Source organism: Ectothiorhodospiraceae bacterium 2226, from assembly GCA_013348725.1.
GTDB lineage: Bacteria > Pseudomonadota > Gammaproteobacteria.
In genome coordinates this window covers 2,454,926-2,470,606 of record CP054689.1, presented here as the reverse complement: position 1 = coordinate 2,470,606, position 15,681 = coordinate 2,454,926, and the positions used below count along the sequence as shown (strand labels likewise).

Annotated in this window: 12 protein-coding genes; 7 read left to right on the top strand and 5 right to left on the bottom strand. The window is 67.2% G+C overall.

The annotated features are described in order from the left end of the window. Window positions 1–102 precede the first annotated feature (102 nt). The 6 genes from HUS23_12015 to HUS23_11990 all read left to right on the top strand — a co-directional run bounded on the left by HUS23_12015 (window position 103) and on the right by HUS23_11990 (window position 6,208). Complete coding sequence (locus tag HUS23_12015; GenBank protein QKT04481.1) at window positions 103–648, top strand: hypothetical protein; 546 nt, start codon at window positions 103–105, stop codon at window positions 646–648. After that, window positions 645–1,250: a penicillin-binding protein activator LpoB gene (locus tag HUS23_12010; protein ID QKT04480.1), complete on the top strand. Its 606-nt coding sequence runs from the start codon at window positions 645–647 to the stop codon at window positions 1,248–1,250. Before HUS23_12015 ends, HUS23_12010 begins: the two co-directional genes overlap by 4 nt. Window positions 1,251–1,266: 16 nt before the next feature. Next, window positions 1,267–2,574, top strand: a complete 1,308-nt coding sequence (locus HUS23_12005; GenBank protein QKT04479.1) for a hypothetical protein — start codon at window positions 1,267–1,269, stop codon at window positions 2,572–2,574. After that, the gene (locus tag HUS23_12000; protein ID QKT04478.1) at window positions 2,571–3,584 is read left to right on the top strand and encodes an LPP20 family lipoprotein; all 1,014 of its coding nucleotides are present in this window, start codon (window positions 2,571–2,573) and stop codon (window positions 3,582–3,584) included. Before HUS23_12005 ends, HUS23_12000 begins: the two co-directional genes overlap by 4 nt. A gap of 141 nt (window positions 3,585–3,725) precedes the next feature. Continuing rightward, on the top strand, window positions 3,726–3,932 hold the full coding sequence (locus HUS23_11995; GenBank protein QKT04477.1) for a cold-shock protein: 207 nt from the start codon (window positions 3,726–3,728) through the stop codon (window positions 3,930–3,932). A gap of 293 nt (window positions 3,933–4,225) precedes the next feature. Then, a complete protein-coding gene (locus HUS23_11990; GenBank protein ID QKT04476.1) occupies window positions 4,226–6,208 on the top strand; it encodes a transglycosylase SLT domain-containing protein in 1,983 nt (660 codons plus the stop codon). A gap of 206 nt (window positions 6,209–6,414) precedes the next feature. On the opposite strand, the gene HUS23_11985 is transcribed toward HUS23_11990, so the two are convergent. The 4 genes from HUS23_11985 to HUS23_11970 form a co-directional block, all read right to left on the bottom strand. Continuing rightward, window positions 6,415–6,843, bottom strand: a complete 429-nt coding sequence (locus HUS23_11985) for an SRPBCC family protein (GenBank protein QKT04475.1) — start codon at window positions 6,841–6,843, stop codon at window positions 6,415–6,417. Window positions 6,844–6,879: 36 nt separating this feature from the next. Further along, on the bottom strand, window positions 6,880–8,316 hold the full coding sequence (locus HUS23_11980) for a SpoVR family protein (protein QKT04474.1): 1,437 nt from the start codon (window positions 8,314–8,316) through the stop codon (window positions 6,880–6,882). Between the two features lie 6 nt (window positions 8,317–8,322). Next, complete coding sequence (yhbH, locus tag HUS23_11975; GenBank protein ID QKT04473.1) at window positions 8,323–9,528, bottom strand: sporulation protein YhbH; 1,206 nt, start codon at window positions 9,526–9,528, stop codon at window positions 8,323–8,325. Between the two features lie 111 nt (window positions 9,529–9,639). Continuing rightward, window positions 9,640–11,571: a serine protein kinase gene (locus HUS23_11970; protein ID QKT04472.1), complete on the bottom strand. Its 1,932-nt coding sequence runs from the start codon at window positions 11,569–11,571 to the stop codon at window positions 9,640–9,642. A 346-nt stretch (window positions 11,572–11,917) separates the two neighbouring features. Between HUS23_11970 and HUS23_11965 the strand changes: the two genes are divergently transcribed. Then, the gene (locus HUS23_11965) at window positions 11,918–14,977 is read left to right on the top strand and encodes a mechanosensitive ion channel (protein QKT04471.1); all 3,060 of its coding nucleotides are present in this window, start codon (window positions 11,918–11,920) and stop codon (window positions 14,975–14,977) included. On the opposite strand, the gene HUS23_11960 is transcribed toward HUS23_11965, so the two are convergent. After that, window positions 14,912–15,571, bottom strand: coding sequence for a methyltransferase domain-containing protein (locus HUS23_11960; GenBank protein QKT04470.1), 660 nt, complete (start codon window positions 15,569–15,571; stop codon window positions 14,912–14,914). The genes HUS23_11965 and HUS23_11960 overlap by 66 nt on opposite strands. Between the last annotated feature and the right edge of the window lie 110 nt (window positions 15,572–15,681).

The window sequence follows — 15,681 nt, the reverse complement described above, 5'->3', positions numbered from 1 at the left end:
AGGATCGGCCACCGCGCGGCGCTGCAATCAGAAGGCTAGCCCGGGCTAAGCAACTTCATGAATAATGCGAGTCACTTCATACGCTTTGCGAGGAACTTCCCCATGCGTAACCGACTCTATGCGCTGACGGCGTTGGCCGCGCTCGCGCTGGTGCTCGCCAGCGGCTGCGCGGGGCGCACCCAGGTGCCGGCAGACATGCAGGTGCGCGGCGCGCCCGACTGGGTGAATAAGGGCACCCAGGTGCTCCGCGACCGCGGCGGGCGCCTGCTGCACGGCGTGGGCATGGCGGCGCCGCTGGGCGACCTCTCGCTGCAGAGCGGCGCGGCCGACGACCGCGCGCGGGCCGAGATCGCGCGCCTGCTGACCAGCGTCGTCGACGTCGCGACGCGGGACTTCGTACAGACCCAGGGGGACGCCACCCAGCAGGCGATCTACCGCGAGATCTACACCAGCAGCCGGGCGACGCTGCACGGCGCGCGCATCGTGGGACGCTGGCGCGACCCACGTACCGGCGACGTATACAGCCTGGCCGAACTGGACCTGCAGCAGGTGGAACGCCACCTGCGCAACCAGCCCGGCGAGGCCGCCGCGGTGGCCGACCGGCTGACCACCGCATTCGATTCACTCAGCGAGGGGAACACACCGTGAAGAGGCGTTTACTGTTCGTCGGCGTACTGGCGCTCGGCGCCGTCGTGCTCACCAGCGGCTGCGCGACGCGCGTGGACCGGCTCGAAACCAGCGAGGTGCGCGACCTGTCGGGCGCCTGGAACGACACCGACTCGCGCCTGGTGTCCGAGGAGATGATCCAGGACGTGCTCGTGCATCCCTGGGTGGGCAACTACGTGCGCTCCCACAACCGCCAGCCGGCGGTCACCGTGGGCACGGTACGCAACCTGAGCCACGAGCACATCAACGTGGGCACCTTCGTGAACGACATGCAGCGCGCGCTGATCAACTCCGGGCGGGTCGATTTCGTGGCCGCGCGCGGCGAGCGCGAGGACCTGCGCGAGGAGCGTCGCGAGCAGGAACTCCATGCGCGCGAGGATACGCGCAAGGCGATGGGCCAGGAGCTCGGCGCCGACTTCATGCTGGGCGGCAGCATCAACACCATCTTCGACCGCGAGGGCAAGCGCGAGGTGCGCTACTACCAGGTGGATCTGACCCTCACCAGCCTGGCGGACAACCGCATCGTCTGGCAGGGCCAGAAGAAGATCAAGAAGTACGTCTCGCGCGCCAGCCTGCGCCCCTGAGGCACCCGGAAGTAAAGTGACCGCGATCGGTCCGACTCCTCCGCGCGGCGGGTGGCGGCGCGCCGCCGCCCTCGCCGGGGCGGCGGCGCTGGCCGTGCTCGTCGGCGGCTGCGCCACGCTGGGCGACAGCAACGAGCGCCTGCAGGCGCAGGTCAGCGCCGCCAACCCGGCCGCGGCGCAGCGCGTGCTCGACGGCGCGCAGCGCAGCCGGGCGGATGAGGTGCTCTACCGGCTCAATCAGGGCATGCTGCTGCGCTTCCAGGGCGAGTTCGTGGATAGCAACGTGGCGCTGGAAGAAGCCAAGCAGCGCATCGAAAGCCTGCGCGCGCTCAGCCTGAGCGAACAGGCCGGCGCGCTGGCCGTGTCCGAGGGGCGGCGCGCCTACCTCGGCGAGCCGTACGAACAAAGCCTCATTTACCTCTACAAGGCCCTCAACTACCTCGCGCTCGACGACGCACACTCGGCGCGCGTGGAAATGCTGCAGGCCGACCTCTTCCTGCGCAGCCTCAAGCCCGAGCAGCGCGCGCGCGCCGCCGAGCCGGCGCTGCGCTACGTCGCGGGCCTGGTGTTCGAGCATCTGGCCGAACCGGACCAGGCCATGGTGGCCTACCGTCTCGCGCTCGCGGCACTGGACCGCGCCAAGGCCGAGGTACCCGGCCCGCTGCGCGAGAGCCTGTTGCAACTCAGTCACCGGCTCGGGCTCAGCGAGGAGTACACGACCCTCGAGCAGCGCTTCGGCCCCCGCCCCGCGGATCGCGACCCCGACGCCGCCGAGCTGGTGCTGTTGATCCAGGCCGGTCTCGTGCCACCCAAGCGCGAACAGGCGGTGCAGGCCCTGGATCCGCACAGCGGACGTTTCTACCGCATCGCGGCCCCCTACTACCCGCCACGGTCCGGCAACGCGACGGTGCGGGTCAGCATCGACAATCCCGCCTCGGAGGTACGCAGCACGCTGCTACAGGATCTCGATGCACTGAGCCGCCGCGTCCTGGACGATCAGATGGGCGCCATCATGGCGCGCGCCGTCGCGCGCGCGGTGATCAAGACGCAGGCGGTGCGCCAGGCCGCCGACCGCGACCCGGCCCTGGGCCTGCTGACCAACGTCGCCACCGCCATGACCGAACGCGCGGACACCCGCAGTTGGCTCACCCTCCCCGCGCAGTTGCACGTGGCGCGGCTGCACGTGCCGCCCGGGGCCCATACCGTGCACGTGGAGGTGGGCACGGGGGCGGGACGGCACCGGATAACCGTCGAAGTACCCGCCCTCGCAGCGGGCGAGCGCGCCTTCCTGGCGCCGCACCTGCCGGGGAGCATCGGCTCGTGAGCGGCCGGCTGCGCCTCGCCGGGCTGGCGGCAACCATCGGGGCCGCCCTGCTCCTGCTCGGCGCGTGCGCCACGGCGCCGCCCCCCGCCGAGGAACCGGGCGCACCCTTACCGCGCGAGGAGCCGGCCCCCGCGACGCCGCCTCTGTGGCTGGCGGGTGCCCCGGACGACACGCAGCACCTCTATGGGCGCGGCAGTGGCCCCACCCTGGAGCAGGCGCAGCAGGCCGCCCGCGCGGAGATCGCGCGCATCTTCGAAACGCATGTGCACGATGCGCGTTGGGACCACATCCATGCGGTCGACGGCCTGCTTGCGCAGAGCACCGGCCGCGCCCTGACCTCCGAGACCGAGCGCGTAATCCACGGCAGCGAGATTGCCGATCTGTGGCGTGACCCGAGCACCGGCGAGCATTACGCACTGGCGCGCCTGCCGCGCGCCACCGCCGCCGCTCAGGTGCGGCGCCACGTGCGCGAGTTGGAGGCGGAAGGCGACGCCCTGCTGGCGCGAGTCCAGGCGATGCACGATCCGCTGCAGCAACTCACCGTTTTGACGCAGGGGCGCGCCATCGAGCAAAGGCTGGTGCCGCTCCAGCGCGATATCGCCATTCTGGAACGCGACGAGTCCACCTTGCCCGAGCCGCGCTGGGGCTTTGAGGCACGGATGCATGAGTTCCTGGCGGCCCTGACGCTCGCGCTGGAGGCCGAACCGCCCGCACTCGCGCCCGCCCTGCGCGAGGCCGCTCACGCCTTGGGTCTGCGCGCGGCGAGCGGGGCGCCGCTGATTTTGCGGGTGGACTTGGAACTGGAGCCCCTGCTGCAGGAAGACGGCTGGTACTGGCAGCGCGGACAGCTCACGCTGTCACTGTGGGAGGCGGGCCTGCCCGCGCGCGCGCGCAGCTGGCCGCTCAAGCAGGCGGGCACCGCGCCCGCACTGGCGGAACGGCGCCTGCAGGCCGAGGCCGAAGCGCTGCTCGCCCGACACCTGCGTACGCTGCTGCTCGGCACCCCCTGAGCAGCGCCACAAAGGCGTCCATCGCTATAGGCACTCCGGGAAGCTTGGACTATAGTGGCAAACGTGGCCCGAGCCGGGACGCAGCGTTTCGTAAGTGCTCGTGCCGCGTACTTGTGTTCTTTTTCATGAGGTTGTAGTCCAATGCAGACCGGTACCGTGAAGTGGTTCAACGACTCCAAGGGGTTTGGTTTCATCTCCCCCGAGGGCGGTGGTGAAGACGTTTTCGTGCATTACTCCGCCATTAAGTCGGCGGGTTTCAAGTCCCTCGCCGAAGGGCAGACCGTGCAGTTCACCGCCGAGCGCGGCCCCAAGGGCCTGCAGGCGACGGCCGTGGAGATCGTGAGCTAAAGCGAACGCTTCACGTCGCATCGACCCGACTCTATGAGCCCCCCGGGCGGCTGAACGCCCGGGGGGCTTTTTTGTGCGTGATCCTTCTCCCAAATCCCCCCTCCAGGACCTGATCCCCTTCTTAGCTCGTTTTTTTTTCAAGGCGATGGGAAGCCGGTCAAGCTCGACGCAGAGCTGCCGCTTTAGTGTATGGGCACCTCGCGCAGCGCCGATCCCGGTGGTGCTCGCCGATGGGCCCATGGGCCCCCTGGATCAACTGGGCGTCTCCGAACGAAAAGAGAAGCGCACGCCACATGAAGATCACTACCGGCCTCCCCGCCCTTGTAACGGCGTGGTGGCTTATTTTCTGCAACTACGCATGGGCCGCGGTCGACTTCGAGCGCCTGGACGCCCAGCGCGCGCTGTATGTGCAAGCGGAGCAGGCCCTTCAACAGGGTGACGAGGCGACCTTCAAACGTCTGGTGCGACGGCTGCACGACTACCCGCTACTGGCCTATCTGCTGCACGCCGACCTCGATCGGCGCCTGTACAGCGCCCGGTCCGAGGAGGTCGACGCCTTTCTTACGCAGTACGGCGACACCGCCCTCGGCCGCCAGCTGCGCCACCGGTGGCTGAACGTGCTGGCCGCGCGCGGGGCGTGGAACGACTATCTGGCCTTCTGGGCGCCCACGGCGGACGCGGCGCTGCAGTGCCACCGCCTGCACGCCCTGATCCGTACCGGCGAGAGCGATCAGGCTTTTGCGGCGGTCGAACCGTTGTGGCTCGTGGGGCGCTCGCAGAACGCCGCTTGCGATCCCGTCTTCGAGGCTTGGCGCACAGCCGGCAAGCTCACGCAGGAGCAGGTCTGGCAACGTATCGATCTGGCGATGGCGAATGGCCAGACCGGCCTCGCCAGCTACCTCGCTCGCTATCTCGCGCCGGATGACCGTCGCTGGGTGGAACTGTGGCGCACGGTGCACCAGCGCCCCGCCAGCGTACTGACCCACCCGCGCCTCAAACAGGATCACAACGCCGCGCGACGCATCGGCCTGCATGGCGTGCAGCGGCTCATGCGCCAGGACGCAGCCCGTGCCGCCGAGGCCTGGGAGGCGCTGAGCGAGCGTCTGGACTACAGCGAGGCCGAACGCCTGGAGATGCAACGCGCGCTCGCGCTGCGCCTGGCCATCCAGCGCCGCGCCGAGCACCCGCTGCTGGCCGACCCCGCCATTCATCAGGCCGACCAGCGCGTCGCCGAACTGAACGTCGTCAATAGCTTGCGCGACCGGAACTGGCACGCGACCTTGGAGCGCATCGCCGCCCTGGCGCCCGCCGAGGCGGACAGCGACCGCTGGCGCTACTGGCGCGCCCGCGCCCTGGAGGCGTTGGGCGACAGCGCCTCCGCCGAGACGATCTACCGCGCGCTGGCCGGACAACGCAGCTACTACGGCTTTCTGGCGGCCGACCGGCTCGGCAGCGCCTACGCCCTCGGACACCGCCCGCTGGTCGTCCAGCGCACCGACGTGACCGCCTTGTACAGCGTAGCGGCGGTGCTACGCGCCCACGAACTCTACCGGCTCGATCGCGCGCTGGACGCGCGCCGCGAGTGGAACGACGCCCTGCGCCAGATGAACGAGCAGCAGACGCGCGCCGCGGCCCGCCTCGCCCATGAATGGGGCTGGCACGACCGCGCCATCCTGACCGTGGCGCAGGTGCGCTACTGGGATGACCTGGAGCTGCGCTTCCCGCTCGCCCACACCGATCTCGTGCAGGAGCATGCCGAGCGCGCCGGCATCGCGCCCGCCTACGCCTTTGCCGTGATACGGCAGGAGAGCGCCTTTCAAGTGGACGCCCGCTCGCCCGCCGGGGCCATGGGGCTGATGCAGCTCATGCCGGCCACCGCGCGCATGGTGGCGCGCCACCAGGACGTGCGACTCGCCAACATTGCCGAGGTCTACGAGGCCCCGCTCAACATCCGCCTCGGCACCAGCTATCTGCGTACCTCACTCGAGCGTTTCGGCGGCCACGCGGTGCTCGCGGCGGCGGCGTACAACGCCGGCCATCATCGCGTGCGCCAGTGGCTACCCGCCGAGGGCGAGGTGGAGGCCGACCTGTGGGTGGAACTGATTCCCTTCCGCGAGACGCGCGGCTACGTGCAGAGCGTGCTCTCCTATCGCGCGATCTACGAACAGCGTCTGGGGCTCGTCCCGACGCGCCTGAGTGAGCACATGCGTCCGGTGCAAGCGCCAGACGCCATCCGCGCCGGCGACACGATCGAAGCTTCGACTTCCGGGGGGTGAGGCAGGCTCAACGCCTGCCCACAGGCGCACAGGGACGAGCGCTACGGGTTCGCGCGTGGGGATCGCGCGACCCACGGCCGGACGGGGATCAGGACGATCCCCGCCCGGTTTTTTTGTTTGCGGGGGCGGCGCAACGCGCGACGCCGCGCCATCGTAGTCACAAGGCGGACTCCGGAGGCCACGCGCCAGACCGTACAGCGTGGCAATCAGGCGCCGGCGGGCGTTTCCAGCCGAGCGCGTACGCGCTCAAGGATTTGTAGACCCACCTTCTTGATCATGGGCGTGGCGGTGCGTTCCACCACCTTCTCGACCAAGCGGTTCTTGAGCTGGTACTCCATGGACAGCGATACCTTGGTGCCTTCGCCGACCGGGGTGAGGCGGTAGCACCCGTGGTTCGGCACACCCGAAACGGAGCGCCAGGCGAAGCGCTCCACCGGCACGCACTCCACGATCTCCACATCCCACTTGAGTGACATGCCGGCGACCCGCACACACCAGCGGTAACGGTCGTCGCCGAGGGGGTCGATGCGTTCGATGAGGTCGGTGTAGTCGGCGAAGCCCTCCACCTGGGAGATGAGCCCGAACACCCGCGCGGGCGGCGCCTCGATGTGCACTGTCTGTTCGATGACCGGCATGGGCGCTCCTGGGTGGCGTGGCCGCCGCTGTGCGCGTCAGCGCACGCGCTTGCGGGCGAAGCCCTCGGCGCTATAGGACAGCAACACCTCGTTGCCCTGCAACTGGGTGTGCAGGATCACCTCGCGGCCCCACAGCTGATGCAAATAGGCCAGCGTCTTCTCGGCGTACTCGATGTGCAGGTCGCGCCCGTCGTGCATGTGGCGGACGAACAGCACGCGATTATGACCGTAGTCGGCGTCTTCGATGCGTAGCACCGGTAGCGAGCCCATACCCACACTGCGCAACAGGGTCTCCTTCACCACGCGCCAGTTCTCGCTGTCGGAGACCCGGGTGATGACCATATCCCCCTGGTCGCGCTCGTACTGGATCATGTCCATCTCGCGCATCATCTCCTCGGTGAGAAAACGGCGCAGGAAGGAGACGTCGCGGTCGACCTCGCGCACCTCGAAGATCTTTTCCATGCCGCTCTTGTCCGGCGGCCCGTACTTCTCGATCTCGTCGGCGGTAGGTTCGTCGTAGCGGCGCAGGATGTCATGCCACAGCTTGAAACCGAGGTAATAGGGGTTGATGCTGCCCGGGTGCGGGCGCACCACCTGGTTGTGGTGCACCAGGAACTCCATGTGCAGGTCGGGCGGCAGCTCGAGCGAATTCATGATGCGGTGGTGCCAGAAGCTGGCCCAACCCTCGTTCATGATCTTGGTCTCGATCTGCGGGATGAAGTACTGCGCCTCGTCGTGCACGATGGTGAGCAGGTCCTTGGCCCAATCCCCGAGGTAGGGATTGTGGTCGCGGATGAACAGCAGGATGTCCTCCTCGGGCTCCAGCGGGACCTTGTTCAGATCGACTTCGCGCCGCTCGGCGGCCTTGTGGATGCCGCCGTAGGGGTCGTGAGGCGGGAGCTCGGACGCCAGCGCCCGCTCGACCTGCTCCTCGCGCGAGAGCTTGCGTATGGCGTGGTGGCGCCGGCAGTTGAGCGACAGCGCGTGCGCCGCGTCCAGCACCTCCTCCACCCGCTCCTGGCCAATGGAGGGGTCCTCGATGTAGTCGCGCACCCGCTCGGCGCGCAGCTTGAAATTGCTGAGGGTGAGCTCGGGCCGCGTCTCGCGGAAGGTGAAGTTGTTGGCGAAAAAGTCATTGTGCCCGTATACGTGCGCGATGGTGAGCAGCTGCAGGCACAAGGAGTTGCCCTCCATCAAGTACGCCAGGGAGGGGTTGGAGTTGATCACCATCTCGTACGGCAGGCCCGACACGCCATGGTCGTACAACGTCTTGAGTTTCTCGTAGGCCTTGCCGTAGGACCAGTGCGGGTAGTGCGCCGGCATGCCCGAGTAGGACATGTAGCCCATCATCTGGTTGTGGTCGCAGACCTCGAACTCCTGCGCGAAGCAGGACAGCCCGAACTCCTCCGCCTTCGCGCGTATGCGCGCGTCCCAGTGCTCCAGATCCTTGATCGTCCAGTTGGTGCTCGCCATAAACGCTCAGCCGACCTCCGCCGCTGCCTGTTCCTGCGTCAAGAAGGCCTTGAATCCCGGCCAGATATCCTCCTTGCGCTCGATCACCAGGCTGTGAAAATTGGGTTCGTCCACCTCGTCGAAGATGTCCAGCATGGAGCTCTCGTAGTGACCCGCGTTCAGCGGCTTGATCTCCCCATACCCGAACAGGTTCGCCACGCTGCAAAGCTCGCGCGCGGCCTTTACCGCCGCGGCGTTGTCGCTCGCCCAGTTGTCGCCGTCGGAACAGTGGAAGGCGTAGATGTTCCACAGCGACGGGTGGTAGCGCTCCTGGATGATCTCCAAGGCCTTGTTGTAGCCCGATGAGATCAGCGTGCCGCCCGACTCACCCTTGTGGAAGAACTCCTCCTCGCTCACCTCGCGCGCCGCCGTATGGTGGGCGATGAACACCACCTCCACGTTGGCGTACTTGGTGCGTACGAACTGATAGAGCAGGAAAAAGAAGCTGCGCGCCAGATACTTCTTGAGCGTGTCCATGGAACCCGAGGTGTCCATGATGCACATCACCACGGCATTGGACTGCGGCCGGATGTCGCGCGACAAGCGCTTGTAGGTCATGTCATCGCGGTGAAACGGGAAGCGCGGCTCCTGTGTCTCGCCTTCGGGCGCCTCGACGGCCTGCTCGGCCTTCACCCCGCCGCGCGTGGCCATGCGCCGGCGCAGGCGCGCGATGGCGGTGCGCCGCTTGTCCAGGTGCACGCGCACGCCCACCTTGCGGAAACCCTTGCGCTTGCTGAGCCGCTCGGACATCACCTCGCGCAGGCGCTTGCGCTCCATGGCGGGCAGTTCGAGGTCCTCGAACATGATCTCGATCAGTTCCTCGAGCGTCACGTCCGTTTCGTAGTAGTCCACGCCGGGCTGGTTACCCGCGGCGCCGGCACCCTCGCCTTCCTGATCGGCCTTGCCGATCACCTGCCCGGGCTCCGAGTCACCGGTACCGGTGCCCGCCCCCGGCGAGTTGTCGCCATAGACGAAGCGGTACTCCTTGATGCCGCGTATCGGCACCTTGATGATCTTGTCGCGGCTTTGCCCGATGATGGACTCCTCCGCCACGATGTCCGCGATGTTGCCGCGGATGGCCTCGCGCACCTTTTGCCGGTGGCGCTGGCGGTCGCCCGCCGAGCGGTCGGAGCGTAGGGCCTCGGATTCGGAGTAAGGGCGGAATATCGCCATACAGAAGGATCCTCCCGAGCGAATGGCCGCAGCGGCCACACTGGTCACTGCGCCCGATAGCAGCGCATACCTGCCGGAGCGGCGGGCGCGCAACGCGCGCCCGCCGGCGGCTCAGTCCTTCCAGAGGTTGTTGGCGGCGTACTTCAGCACGACCTCCGCCGAGTGCTCGTCATAGCCGCGCTCGATCAGCCCCGCCACCAGATCATCGTACTTCTTGGCCTGCTCCTCGTCGCGGGTACGGGCCTTGGTGATGATGCGGCTCATGTCGCGCACCGAGCTCATCAGCTTCTTCTCGATCGCCTCCTTGAGCGGCTCGTAGGAGTGATAGCTGACCTTCTCGTCGCGCCGCGCCGCGGCCCACAGGTAGGCCATGACCTCCTGGCGGAAGCCGTCGGCCGCCGAGCCGACGATCGCGATCTGCTCCTCCACCGACTTCAGGAAGCCCTCGTCGGGCTGTAGCTCCTCGGCGGTGTTGCGGTCCTTCACCCGCGTCTTGTTCACGTAGGCCTCGGCGTGATCCAGGTAATTCTGGAACAGCGATTCGGCCTGCTCCTCGAAGGAGTAGACAAAGGCCTTGGTGATTTCCTTCTCGAGGATCTCCAAGTACGCCTTGTGGAGCGTGTCCTGCAGAAACTCGAGGTAGCGCTTGCGGGTGTCGTCCGGCAGATCGGTGGACTTCACCATGTTGATGAGCGACTCACGCACGTTGATCGGGTTGATGCCCTCGGGGTTCTCGGTCAGCGCGTTGTCCAGCGCCTTCATGATGAAGCGGGTGGACACGCCGAACATCCCCTCGCGCCGGGCCTCCTCGCGCAACTCACGCACGTTGACCTTGGAGTTGCGACCCTTCTCCACCACCTCCTCGCCGTTGTACAAGTGCAACTTGGTCATCAGGTCGCACTTCGAAGTGGGCTCCAGACGGCTGAGGATGGCGAACATGGAGGCCACCTCCAGGGTATGGGGCGCGATATGGGCGCGGAACTCCGAGTGCTCCAGCATCTTCTCGTAGATGCGGATTTCCTCGGTGAGGCACAGGTTGTACGGCACCTTGACCACCACGATACGGTCCAGGATCGCCTCGTTGGTATGGTCACCCTTGAACTTCTGCCACTCGGCCTCGTTGGAGTGCGCCACGATGACGGTGTCGACGTAGACCGTGCCATGGCGGCCCGGCGCGGGAATGAACTTCTCCTGCGTGGCCGTGATCATGGTGTGCAGGTACTCGGCCTCGTTCTTGAACACCTCGATGAACTCGGTCATGCCGCGGTTGCCGACGTTGAACGCGCCGTTCAGGTCCAGCACGCGCGGGTCGCCTTCCGAATAGGTATCGAGTTTGGAGATGTCTTCCGAGCCGATCAGGACCGAGGTGTCCTGGTTGTTGGGATCGACCGGGGGCACCACGCCCACGCCGCGGCGCTCGTGCTTGGAGAAGGTAACCGTCACCACCGGCACGTCTTCGTACCGGCCGTTGAACTCCTCCTTGAGGCGATGGCGGCACACCGGGCAGAGTTCGCCCTCGATGTGCACGTCCAGCATCTTCTCGAACTCTTTACGGAGGTGGCGCGGGATGAGATGCAGGGGCTCCTCGCGCATCGGGCAGCCGTCGATGGCGTACACCGGGTCGGCGCCCTCCAGACCACGCTGGAGCTTCTCGACCAAGGAGCTCTTGCCGGCACCGACGGGACCCATCAGGTAGAGCACCTGGCGGCTCTCCTCACCGTGCAGCGCGGCGGAATGGAAGTAGCGCACGATCTGCTGAATGGTGCGCTCGATGCCGAAAAACTCGTCCTTGAAGAAGTTGTAGACCCGTATCGGCTCGTCGCCGTACAAACGGCGGATCCGCGGATCCGCAACCTCGCTTAAATCGCTAACCCCGTCCCTGGTTATCGCCCGATACATCCTGGCATGGGCCAGTGTCGCAATGGTCGGGTCAGCCTTCACCTTCTCCAAATAGTCGATGAATGTCCCGCGCCATGCCTTGTGCTCCCGTTGTTCGCGATCCTTGGCGATGATGTCCGCAAATGTGCGCTTGTCTTCACCCATGACCTGCATCCTCGCTTTATTGGCTCGTTTAGCTCATACCTCTTCCACCCCAACACATGTTCTTCCAGAATCTTTGGACCGCCCCGGTTTGGTCTAGTTCTCCCTGCTCGGCGGCTCGGCGGCGCTCCTTCGCCCGGCTGTAAGGGCGCGCGATTCGCGTGCCTGGGAAAGAACGCCCGGCGGGGCGCTCAATCCTTAATGTAGACGAATCACCCTGCCATTCATATCGCGCGCCAGCGCCGCCGACTGCGATCCCCATCCCATCCCGCGGGCGCCCCCCGCCGCGGCGGAAGTTGGGAGTCCCAACACGCGCCGCTTGGGGGTCTCGTGCTAAAACAAGCGCCCTATGGACACTGCGAAGGACCGCCTTTCCACGCACCGCCCCCGCGGCGCTACGCGCCTGTGGCTGGTGCTCATCGTCCTGTTCGGCCTCGCCGCAGGCGCCGCTGCCGCCGCCCCCGAGCCCGCGGCTCCGAGCGAGGACGCCACCGCGGAACAGCGAGCGGCCCACCATCAGCGCCTGCAGGAACTCGACCCAGAGAGCATCGATGAGGCCACCATCGAGCAGGCCGACCTGGACGTTGCCAGCGCGCGCGTGGCGGTGGAAGGCATCGAAGTCGAACTCACTGCCACTGATATTCTTATCGGCAACCAGGAAGGCGCCTTAAGCAGTCTGCGCGAGCGTCAACGCGCGCTGAAGGCGGCGCCCGCGGAGGGCCAGCGCGACGATCCGCAGCAGGAGCGCCTGGCCGCCGTCAACCAGGAGATCGCCGATAAGGAGACCGCGCTCGCCAGCGCACGCCTCAATGCACAGCAGCTACGCGCCGGACTGGCGGAGGCACAACTGCGCTTGGCGCTGGCGCGCGAGTGGGCGCAGGTGCTCAAGACCAAGTTCCACTCGCACCAGGAGTTGAACCGCCAAGCGGCCCTGGATGAACTGCAGGAACGCGTGAAGGCGCAGGAGGCGCACTGGGCACAGCACGCGGCGGCGCATCGGAAGGCCCTCGAAGCGGTACTGGGCGATACGCCGGAGACCGAGGCCGAGCGCCGCTTGTTGCGCGCGCGCATCACCGACGCCGGGGAGCGCGCCAAGCTGGTGCAACTGGAGCTCCTGCGCGCCCGTGCCCAGCACCGCCTGCAAGCGCTGGAGGAAGGCGCGGCGGCGGCCCAGGACGCGCGCGACATCGAAACGCTCATCGAGCAGGCCGAGGTCACCCTCGCCGAGCTGCAGACCCAGGAAAATCTCGTGCAACGCAAAGGCGGGGTCATCCAGCAGCAGTTCGAGGTGGCGGCGCGCCGCCAGGCGCTGCAGGGCCAGGCCGGGGACGCGGTGCACAAAGAAAAGGACTTGCTGGCGGCGCTGGTTGCCGACCTCGCCGAGGCGCAGCAGGCCTTCGGGCCGTTGCTGAGCGCCTTTGCCGCGAAGCACGCGGACCTCAAGGCGATGCACGACAGCGCGGTCCAGCAGGGTCTGTGGGTTCGGCGCGCCCTGCCCGTCGGCGCCGCCGAGTGGAGTCAACTGCGTGAGCGCCTGGCCGAGATCCCCTCCGCCTTCGCCGTCACCTCCGGCCAGGCCATGGAGGCGGCGGGTGCCCGCCTGCAGGGGGCCAGCGCCGCTGAGCGCATGGTCGCCGCCTCGGTGCTGGCCGGTTGGGCGATGCTCATTTACGTATTGGGGCGCTATACGACGGGCCTGCGCGTACGTACCCGGCGCGCCTATCGGCTCGTCCACATCGTGGCGGCCAGCATCAGCGACAACGCGCGCTTTATGCTGTTCGGCGGGATGGCGGCGTGGACCGCGCTGCTCCTGGAGGTGCCCGACCCGGCCCGCAGCCTGCTGCTCTACGCCCTGGCGACGGTACTCGCCGCGCGTTTGACCTGGGGCGCCCTGCGCGCCACCCTCGGCCGCCCCCGGCGGCCCGTCCAGCAGCGCTTGGCACGCGACCTGCGGCGGCTGACCTACGCGGGCGCCGCGGCCACCCTCTCCATGCTGCTGCTCGCGCAGCTGCCGGTCTCCCCCTTGCTCAGCGAGTTGGCCGGACGCGGCTTCATGCTGCTGCTGTTCATCCTCATCTTCCCGCTGCTGCGCCTGCGGCGCCTGCTGCTGAACCGCATCACACGCATGGGGCTGCCGGCCGAGGGCGGGCGCGCGCAGGCCGCGGCGGTCGGCACGCTGCTGGTGCCGCTGGTGGTACTGGCGAGCGCCGCTGTGGGGCTGGTCGGTTACGTGAATCTCGCTTGGGCTGCCCTGGGTTACCTGGCGGCGGCGGTGGCCGTGAGCGTCGCCTGGTTGACCTCGCGCAGCATACTCCGCCAGGGCGTCGACCATCTCAAGGACTGGACGGTGCGCCACGCGGGCTACGGCCTGCTGTGGACGCAAGGCGTGATCGAACCTTTTCATCGTCTGCTGCGTGCGGCGCTGGCGCTGCTGGCGTGGGTCGCGCTCTTCTATTTATATGGCTGGGACGGCGAGTCGCCGGTGGTGCAAGGCGCCCTCGCCCTACTGGACACCCCGCTGGTCACCCTGGGCAGCAACCGCATCACCCTCAAACTGCTGCTGCTGAGCGCCTTGGTGCTGGTGAGCATGTACTGGATCGCGCGCTGGTCGCGCGAGCTGACCTACCGCTGGTTGTTCGCGGGGGTGAGCGACAGCGGCGCCCGCAACAGCCTGGCGGTGTTCACCCAGTACAGCGTGGTGCTGATCGGCGTCCTGGTGGCGATCAACCTTTTGGGCATCGATCTGACCACCATCACGGTGTTTGCGGGCGCGCTCGGCGTCGGCCTGGGCTTCGGCCTGCAGAACATCGCGAACAATTTCATCAGTGGGCTGATCCTGCTGGCCGAGCGCCCGGTGCGGGCCGGCGATACGGTGAGCATCGGCGCGAACAGCGGCAACGTGAGCCGCATCGGCATCCGGTCGCTCACGGTGCGCACCTGGGACAACCAGGAGGTGATCATCCCCAATGCGGACATTATCTCCCAGCCGTTCACCAACTGGACGCACTCGGACAACGTGATCCGCACCGTCTTCATCGTCGGGATCGGCTTCGACGACGACCCGGAACTCGCCCAGACGATAATCCGCGAGGTGCTCACGGACCACCCCGAGGTCCTGGACGAACCGGGCCCCAGCGTGTTGCTGGACGGATTCGGAAACTCGTCGCTGGAGCTGCGGGTGCAGTTCTACACCGACATGAGCGCCTCGTCGGGGCCGACCGTGAAGTCCCAGGTGCTGATGGGCGTGCTGGCCGCGCTACGACGCGAGGGGCTCACCCTGCCCTACCCGCAGCAGGACGTGCACATACGGCATCTACCCGTGGACCCCGAACGCGCCCTGTCCTCAGGCGCTGGCGGAGACCGCGGGACGCTCCGCCAGCACGGATTTGTTGTTGGAGGCGCGCAGTAGGGTCCAATAACCGAACAGGTTGACCGGGCTCTGCTCCACCACGTCCAGCCCGGTCTCAGCGATAAACTCGTCGAGCGAGAAGTCCGGCCTAAAGCCCAACACCTTGGACAGCGGCGCGATCAGCCGCTCCACCCCCCCGACCAGGGCGTTCTTGTGCTGGAAGTGGTTGACGATGAAGAGCTCACCGTCGGGCTTGCACACGCGGCGCATCTCGTTGACCAGGCGCTCGGGGCTCGGCACCACCGAGGCGACGTACATGGCCGTCACTTTGTCGAAGCTGTTGTCCGGGAAGTCCATGTCCTCGGCGTCCATCTGCTGCAGGGCGACCACGTTGTCCAACCGGTGGCGCTGCTTACGGGCGCGGGCTCGCTCCAACATCTCGTGGGAGATGTCGATGCCGGTCACGTGGGTACCCTGCGGATAGAGCGGGAGCGACATGCCGGTACCCACGCCCACTTCGAGGATGTGTTCACCGGGGTGGCAGTCCATACGCTGGAGGATGGCCTTGCGCCCGGGCTGAAAGATCAGCCCGAAGTACACGTCGTACAGCTGCGCGTAGCGCCGATAGGCCCGTTGGACCGCCTCGATGTCCATGCTTTTCCCCCTTTCTCGGAGCAACCGCGCGCGGTTATCCCCAAGTCCTTTCGCTGAGTTTCGGATTTTCGACAGTATGAAGCGCGGGGCCGGAGCCGTGCAACCGCGCC